Source organism: Nocardioides sp. ChNu-99, assembly GCF_029493445.1.
In the GTDB taxonomy this organism is placed as follows: Bacteria; Actinomycetota; Actinomycetes; order Propionibacteriales; family Nocardioidaceae; genus Nocardioides.
Genome location: NZ_JAHWBL010000001.1, coordinates 187,253 through 194,908, shown reverse-complemented (window position 1 = coordinate 194,908; position 7,656 = coordinate 187,253). Strand labels below are relative to the sequence as shown.

General features: G+C 73.2%; 7 protein-coding genes. All 7 read left to right on the top strand.

The genetic code is table 11. The features are described 5' to 3' along the window. The coding region (locus tag KK617_RS00895) for a molybdopterin-dependent oxidoreductase (RefSeq protein ID WP_277497500.1) at nt 1-1,012 on the top strand (1,012 nt) is incomplete at its 5' end. Nucleotides 1,013-1,047: 35 nt separating this feature from the next. After that, nucleotides 1,048-2,391 carry an NADH-quinone oxidoreductase subunit NuoH gene (gene nuoH, locus KK617_RS00890; RefSeq protein WP_277497510.1) on the top strand — a complete coding sequence of 448 codons (1,344 nt, stop codon included), beginning with the start codon at nt 1,048-1,050 and terminating at the stop codon, nt 2,389-2,391. Then, nucleotides 2,391-2,984 carry an NADH-quinone oxidoreductase subunit NuoI gene (gene nuoI / locus KK617_RS00885; RefSeq protein WP_277497499.1) on the top strand — a complete coding sequence of 198 codons (594 nt, stop codon included), beginning with the start codon at nt 2,391-2,393 and terminating at the stop codon, nt 2,982-2,984. Before nuoH ends, nuoI begins: the two co-directional genes overlap by 1 nt. After that, a complete protein-coding gene (locus KK617_RS00880; protein ID WP_277497498.1) occupies nt 2,981-3,865 on the top strand; it encodes an NADH-quinone oxidoreductase subunit J in 885 nt (294 codons plus the stop codon). Before nuoI ends, KK617_RS00880 begins: the two co-directional genes overlap by 4 nt. Next, the gene (nuoK, locus tag KK617_RS00875) at nt 3,865-4,167 is read left to right on the top strand and encodes an NADH-quinone oxidoreductase subunit NuoK (RefSeq protein ID WP_277497497.1); all 303 of its coding nucleotides are present in this window, start codon (nt 3,865-3,867) and stop codon (nt 4,165-4,167) included. The genes KK617_RS00880 and nuoK overlap by 1 nt, the downstream gene beginning before the upstream one ends. Before the next feature lie 88 nt (nt 4,168-4,255). Beyond that, nucleotides 4,256-6,124, top strand: coding sequence for an NADH-quinone oxidoreductase subunit L (nuoL, locus tag KK617_RS00870; protein WP_277497509.1), 1,869 nt, complete (start codon nt 4,256-4,258; stop codon nt 6,122-6,124). Next, the gene (locus KK617_RS00865) at nt 6,124-7,656 is read left to right on the top strand and encodes an NADH-quinone oxidoreductase subunit M (RefSeq protein ID WP_277497508.1); all 1,533 of its coding nucleotides are present in this window, start codon (nt 6,124-6,126) and stop codon (nt 7,654-7,656) included. The genes nuoL and KK617_RS00865 overlap by 1 nt, the downstream gene beginning before the upstream one ends.

Below are 7,656 nucleotides of genomic sequence, written 5' to 3'. Positions count from 1 at the left end.
CCGCGCCGGCGACCGCGGCGCCCTCGAGGCCGGCTGCCTGCCCACCCTGCTGCCCGGCGGCCGTCCGGTGGCCGACCCGGCCGCCCGCGTCGACGCGGCCACCGCCTGGGGCGTCGGCTCCCTGCCCGAGACCCCCGGACGTGACACGGACGGGATCGTGGCCGCCGCCGCGGCCGGCGAGCTCGCCGGCCTCGTCGTCGGCGGGGTCGCGGGGGAGGACCTCGCCGACCCGGCCGCGTTCACCGCCGCGCTGCGCGCCGCACGGTTCGTCGTCAGCCTCGAGCTGCGGGCCACCCAGGCCACCGCCCACGCCGACGTCGTGCTGCCCGTGGCCGCCGCCGCGGAGAAGGCCGGCACGTTCGTCACCTGGGAGGGCCGGGCCCGGCCGTTCCCCGTCGTGCTGCGCGGCAACGACCGCCTCCCGGACTCGCGCGTGCTCGCCGGCATCGCGGAGGAGATGGGCCACCCGCTCGGCTTCCGCACCGTCGACCAGGTGCGCGACCACCTCGAGGCCCTCGGCGGCTGGGACGGCGCCCGCCCGGCGCTGCCCGCGGCCCGTGGCGCTGACGCGGGCGCCGATGCGGGCGCCGGTGCGGGGAGGGGCGCCCCGGCTGCCCGCCCCCTGCCGGGCGCGCAGGTCGCCGACGGCGTGCTCGAGCTCGAGCTCGCCACGTGGAAGCAGCTCGTCGACCGCGGTTCGCTGCAGGACGGCGACGAGGCCTACCTCGCCACGATGCGCCCGGCGGTCGCGCTGCTCGGCACGGCGGCGTACGACGCCCTCGGCCGCCCCGCGGCCGTCACCCTCGCGGGGCCGCGGGGGAGCACGACGCTGCCCGCCGCGCACGAGCCGACCCTCGTCGACGGGGTCGTCTGGGCGCCCACCCGCGCCAGCGGCCGCGGCTTCCTCGCCGAGCTCGCCGGTCCGGGCGCCGTGGTGCGGGTCGCCCCGGCGGCCGCCGACCCGGTGCTCCCGAGCGGGCCCACGGGCGGCGCGACGGCGGTGACCGCGTGAGCTCCCTCGTCCCGGCGCCGGGGGGCCTGACGCCGATGGCACTCGAGGCCTTCGGCGACGACTCGATCTGGGTCGTGCTGCTCAAGGCCGTGCTCATCTTCGTGGTGCTCGTGCTGCTGACGCTGTTCAACATCTGGTTCGAGCGCCGCGTGGTGGCACGGATGCAGCACCGCATCGGCCCCAACATGCACGGCCCGTTCGGCCTGCTGCAGAGCCTGGCCGACGGCGTGAAGCTCGCGCTGAAGGAGGACATCATCCCGAAGGCGGCCGACAAGGTCGTCTTCGTGCTGGCCCCCGTCATCTGCGTGGTGCCGGCCTTCGTGACGTTCGCCGTCATCCCCTTCGGGCCCGAGGTGCGGATCCCGTTCACCGACACCGTCACGCCGCTGCAGCTGACCGACATGCCGGTGGCGGTGCTCTTCGTCATGGCGATCGCGTCGATCGGCATCTACGGGATCGTGCTCGGCGGCTGGTCGAGCGGCTCGACGTACTCGCTGCTCGGCGGCCTGCGCTCGAGCGCCCAGATGATCTCCTACGAGGTCGCGATGGGCCTCGCGCTCGTCAGCGTGTTCCTGTACGCCGGGTCCGCGTCGACCTCGGAGATCGTCGAGGCGCAGAGCGACGTCTGGTACGCCTTCTCGATGGCGCCGGCGTTCGTCGTCTACTGCATCGCGATGGTCGGCGAGGTCAACCGCGCGCCGTTCGACCTCCCGGAGGCCGAGGGCGAGCTGGTCGGCGGCTTCCACACCGAGTACAGCTCGCTGAAGTTCGCGCTGTTCTTCCTCGCCGAGTACATCAACATGGTCACCGTCTCGGCGCTGGCCACGACGCTGTTCCTCGGCGGGTGGCGTGCCCCCTTCGGCATCGGCACGCTGTGGGAGGGCGCGAACGAGGGCTACTGGCCGCTGCTGTGGTTCTTCGGCAAGGTCTTCTTCTTCATGTTCCTGTTCGTCTGGCTGCGCGGCACGCTGCCGCGGCTGCGCTACGACCAGTTCATGGACTTCGGGTGGAAGCGCCTCATCCCCGTGGCGCTGGCCTGGGTCGTCGTCGCGGCCGTCATGCGCCTCGTGCTGAACGACGACTCGGTCGACCGCCGCACGCTCATGCTGGTCTTCGGCACGGTCGCGGTCGTGCTGCTGGCGCTGACGTTCCTGCTGCCCTCGGGCTCGGCCGATGGCCCTGGCGACCCCGACCACCCCGACGACCTCGGGGACCCCGCCGACCCCCACGGCACCGGCGTACCCGCCCCGGCCCACGGCACGGGCGCCTACCCCGTCCCCCCGATGCCGTCCGGCGGTGCCGTCCGCGGCGCGGCCGCCCCGCTCACGTTCACCCACGCGCCCGGACCCGTGCGGTCCGGCGCCGAGGAGGAGAGCTGATGTCCGAGAAGGACCCGCACCGCGCGACGCCGTCGCCGTCGATCAAGGAGCAGGTCTGGGACCCGGTCGCCGGGTTCGGGGTCACGCTCACGACGATGTTCCGCAAGCCGGTCACGGAGCAGTACCCGCGGGAGAAGAAGCCGACCGCGCCCCGCTTCCACGGCCGCCACCAGCTCAACCGCTACCCCGACGGGCTGGAGAAGTGCATCGGCTGCGAGCTGTGCGCCTGGGCCTGCCCGGCGGACGCGATCTACGTCGAGGGCGCGGAGAACACCGAGGCCGAGCGCTACAGCCCCGGCGAGCGCTACGGCCGCGTCTACCAGATCAACTACCTGCGCTGCATCCTCTGCGGGCTGTGCATCGAGGCCTGCCCGACGCGGGCGCTCACGATGACGAACGAGTACGAGCTGGCCGACGACGACCGCGCGTCGCTCATCTACGAGAAGTCCGAGCTGCTCGCGCCGCTGGCCGAGGGCATGGAGCAGCCGCCGCACCCCATGCGCCTCGGCGCCGACGCGGGCGACTACTACCGCGGCGCGTTCTCGGTGCCCGAGCCCGGCGAGAAGATGACCGTCCCGGAGGGTGGTCGATGATCGCCTTCTGGCTGCTCGCCCCCGTCATGGTGGTGGCGGCGCTCGGCGTGCTGTTCGTGCGCAAGGCCGTGCACGCCGCGCTGTTGCTCGCCGTCGTCATGATCGGCCTCGCGGTGCTGTACGCCGCGCTCGAGGCCCCGTTCCTCTTCGCCGTGCAGATCGTCGTCTACACGGGCGCCATCATGATGCTGTTCCTCTTCGTGCTGATGCTCGTCGGCGTCGACGCGTCGGACTCGGTGGTCGAGACGATCCGCGGGCAGCGCGTGCTGGCCGTCGTCGTCGGCGGCGCGTTCGCAGCGCTCGTCGGCGTGCTGCTGGGCCAGGTCACGCTGGGCACCGCGGTCGGCCTGGAGGGCGCCAACGAGGGCGGCAACATCGAGGGCCTCGCCGACGTCCTGTTCTCCCGCTACGTGCTGGCCTTCGAGGCCACGGCGGCGCTGCTCGTCACGGCCGCGCTGGGCGCCATGGTGCTCGCCCACCGCGAGCGCCTCACGCCCCGGGAGACCCAGGCCGACCGGGCCCGCGCCCGGGTGCGCCTCTACGGCGAGGGCGGCGAGCACCTGGGCCCGAAGGCGGCGCCGGGGGTCTACGCCCGGCACAACGCGGTGGACACCCCCGCCCTGCTGCCCGACGGCACGCCGGCGGAGAGCTCGGTGCCGTCGATCATCTCGGCGCGCGGCACGGCCCGCAGCGCTCCGGCGTACCGCGACGTCGACGCCGTGGTGGGCCAGCTCGAGGCCGCGGACCACGACCGCGCCGACGGCGACCCGCGCCGCCGCCGCTCCGGGGACACCCAGGCCACCGGCGACGCCGACCGGGCCCGCGCCGACGGGGCCGCCGACGGCGCCCGTGACGGCGCACCCGGGGGAGGGGACGCGTGATGGACGACCTGACGCCCTACCTCGTGCTCTCCGCGATCCTCTTCAGCATCGGCGCCGTCGGGGTGCTGGTGCGCCGCAACGCCATCGTCGTGTTCATGTGCGTCGAGCTGATGCTCAACGCCTCGAACCTGGCGCTCGTGGTCTTCGCGAAGCAGCACGGCAACCTCGAGGGCCAGGTCGCGGCCTTCTTCGTCATGGTCGTCGCCGCCGCCGAGGTGGTCGTCGGGCTCGCCATCATCATGACGATCTTCCGCTCCCGCCGCTCGGCCTCGGTCGACGACGCCAGCCTGCTGAAGTACTGAGAGGGCAGCCGTGATCGCGACGCTCCCCCTGGCCGCCGAGGGCGGCCACCACTCCGTCCCGCTCGTCGACCCCGGTGCTGCCGACGGCGTGCTCGGCCTCGTGTGGCTGGTCATCGCGCTGCCGCTGGCCGGCGCCGTGGTGCTGCTCGTCGGCGGCCGGCGCACCGACCGCTGGGGCCACTGGCTGGGTACGGCGACCGTCGCCGCCTCGTTCGCGCTCTCCGTCGCGATGCTCGTCGCGCTGCTCGGCCGCGAGGAGGGCGACCGACAGGTCGGGCGGCACCTGTGGGACTGGGTGTCCGTCGGGGACTACCGGGTGGGGATGGACCTGCTCTACGACCCGCTGTCGGCGCTGTTCCTGCTGCTCATCACGGGCGTCAGCACGCTGATCCACGTCTACTCGATCGGCTACATGGCGCACGACGCGCGCCGCCGCCGGTTCTTCGGCTACCTCAACCTCTTCGTCGCGGCGATGCTGCTGCTCGTCCTGGCCGCCGACTACCTCGGCGTCTTCCTCGGGTGGGAGGGGGTCGGGCTCGCGTCGTACCTGCTCATCGGGTTCTGGCAGCACAAGCCCAGCGCGGCGGCCGCCGCGAAGAAGGCCTTCGTCATCAACCGCGTCGGCGACATCGGCATGAGCCTCGCGATCATGCTGATGTTCGTCACCTTCGGCACCACGGCGTTCGCCGGCGTGAGCGCCGCCGCGGGGGAGGCGCCCGAGTCGACGATGACCGCGATCGGCCTGCTGCTGCTGCTCGGCGCCTGCGGCAAGTCGGCGCAGGTGCCGCTCCAGGCCTGGCTGCTCGACGCGATGGAGGGCCCGACCCCGGTCTCCGCCCTCATCCACGCGGCCACGATGGTGACCGCGGGCGTCTACCTGGTGACGCGGTCCAACTTCGTGTTCGAGAACGCGCCGGTGGCGCAGACGGCCGTCGTGGTCGTGGCGTGCGTGACCCTGCTGTGGGGTGCGGTCATCGGCTGCGCGAAGGACGACATCAAGAAGGTGCTGGCCGGCTCCACGATGAGCCAGATCGGCTACATGATGCTCGCCGCCGGCCTCGGGCCCGCGGGCTACGCCTTCGCGATCTTCCACCTGCTCACGCACGGGTTCTTCAAGGCCAACATGTTCCTGGGCGCCGGCTCGGTGATGCACGGGACGGGCGACGACGTCGACATGCGGCACTACGGGGCGCTGCGGCGCGCCATGCCGGTCACGTTCCTGACCTTCGCGATGGGCTACCTCGCCATCATCGGCTTCCCCGGCTTCTCCGGGTTCTGGAGCAAGGACAAGATCGTCGAGGCCGCCATCGGGGAGAACTACCTCGTGGGCGCGGCCGCGCTCGTCGGCGCCGGGGTCACCGCGTTCTACATGACCCGCCTCATGCTCATGACGTTCTTCGGCGAGGCCCGCTGGGAGCCCGGCGTGCACCCGCACGAGTCCCCGAAGGTGATGACGGTGCCGCTGCTGGTGCTCGCGGCCCTGTCGGTGCTCGGCGGCCTCCTGCTGCTCGGCGACTGGATCGTCGACTGGCTGACGCCGGTGGTCGGGCCGGTGGAGCACCACGAGCTGCCGGTGCCGGTCTGGGCGATCACGCTGCTGGTGACCGCCGTCGTCGCCGTCGGTGTCGCCGTCGCCGTCCTGCTCGTCGGGCGGCGGCCGGTGCCGCGCGAGGCCCCCCGCGACGTCTCGTTCGCGACCCGGGCGGCCCGCGCCGACCTCTACGGCGACGCGATCAACCACGGGCTGGTGGTGGCGCCGGGCGGCGCCCTGGTCCGCGGCCTCGTCGCCACCGACCGGCACGGCGTCGACGGCGTCGTCGAGGGCGGTTCCGGCCTCGTCGGCGCGCTGTCGGACGTCCTCCGGCGCGCGCAGAACGGTTACGTCCGCACGTACGCCCTGTCGGTGCTCGGAGGTGCCGTGATCGTCGTCCTCGCCATGGTGGCGGTGAGCTGGTGATGCTGCTCGCCCTCGTCCTCGTCCCCCTCGTCGGCGCCGTCGCCGCCGCCGTCCTCGGCCGCCGGGGCGGCACGACGGCCCGCCTCGTCGGGCTCGTCGGCGCCCTCGCCACGCTCGGCGTCGCCGTGGCGGTGACCCTGGCCTACGACCACTCCGGCTCCGGGATGCAGCTGACCACCGAGCACGACTGGATCGGCCCCGTCGGCGCCCACCTCGCGCTCGGCGTCGACGGGCTCGCCCTCGTCATGGTGCTGCTGACCGTCGTGCTCGTGCCGATCGTGCTCGTCGCCGAGTGGCGCACCGGCGAGGCCGACGGCCGCACCGGCAGCTTCGCGGCCTGGGTGCTCGGCCTCGAGGCCACCGCCCTGGCGGTCTTCCTCGCCACCGACGTCTTCCTCTTCTACGTGGTCTTCGAGGCGACGCTGATACCGGCGTACTTCCTGGTGGGCGGCTTCGGCGGCCGCGGGCGGGCCAAGGCGGCCACGAAGTTCCTCGTCTACCAGCTCGCCGGCGGCCTCGTGATGCTGCTGAGCGTCGTGGGGCTCTACGTGGTCTCCGCGCAGCAGGGGGCGCCGTCGTACCTGGTCGACGACCTCGCCGGGCTCGACCTGTCCGAGGGCACGGGCCGCTGGCTGTTCCTCGGCTTCTTCGTCGCGTTCGCGGTGAAGGCGCCCCTGTTCCCGGTGCACACGTGGCTGGCGGACACCACCCAGGCGGCGACGCCGGGCACGAGCGTGCTGCTCATCTGCATCCTCGACAAGATCGGCACGTACGGGATGATCCGGTTCTGCCTGGGCCTGTTCCCCGAGGCCTCGGTGTGGGCGACGCCCGCCGTCGTGACGCTGGCGCTGATCTCGATCGTGTACGGCGCGCTCGTCGCCATCGGGCAGGACGACCTGCTGCGACTCGTGGGCCTCACGTCGCTGTCGCACTTCGGCTTCATCGTGCTCGGCATCTTCGTGCTCACCGACCAGGGCCACACCGGCGCGATCCTCTACATGGTCAACCACGGCATCGCGACGGCCGCACTGTTCCTCGTCGCCGGATTCGCGATCCGGCGCTCGGGCACCGCCTCGATCGCCGCGATGGGCGGGATGGAGAAGGCGGCCCCCGTGCTGGCCGGGCTGTTCCTCGTCGCCGGCATGGCGACGCTCGGCCTGCCGGGGCTCGCGCCCTTCGTGTCGGAGTTCCTGGTGACGCTCGCGGCCTTCGACTACGCCTGGTACGCCGGCGCGATCGCCGTGACCGGCATCGTGCTGGCCGCGATCTACGTGCTGTGGGCCTACCAGCGCACGATGACGGGCCCGCCGCGCGGCACCCCCGTCGTCGCGGGCGACCTCGACCGCCGCGAGGTCGGCGTGCTCGTGCCGCTCGTCGTGGCCCTCGTGGGCCTCGGGTTCTTCCCGTCGCTGCTCACCGACGTCGTCGAGCCCACCACGCAGGTGGTGCTCGAGCACGTGGGGGAGAACGGCGGACCGGCCGACGACGGGCCCGACGTGCCCGCGGCCGACAGCGAGCAGGGAGGTCGTTGA

Excerpts from the sequence above, each read along its gene's own strand:
- nuoH (WP_277497510.1), top strand. The coding sequence starts at position 1,048 with ATGGCACTCGAGGCCTTCGGCGACGACTCGATCTGGGTCGTGCTGCTC.
- nuoI (WP_277497499.1), top strand. The coding sequence starts at position 2,391 with ATGTCCGAGAAGGACCCGCACCGCGCGACGCCGTCGCCGTCGATCAAG.
- KK617_RS00880 (WP_277497498.1), top strand. The coding sequence starts at position 2,981 with ATGATCGCCTTCTGGCTGCTCGCCCCCGTCATGGTGGTGGCGGCGCTC.
- nuoK (WP_277497497.1), top strand. The coding sequence starts at position 3,865 with ATGGACGACCTGACGCCCTACCTCGTGCTCTCCGCGATCCTCTTCAGC.
- KK617_RS00865 (WP_277497508.1), top strand. The coding sequence starts at position 6,124 with ATGCTGCTCGCCCTCGTCCTCGTCCCCCTCGTCGGCGCCGTCGCCGCC.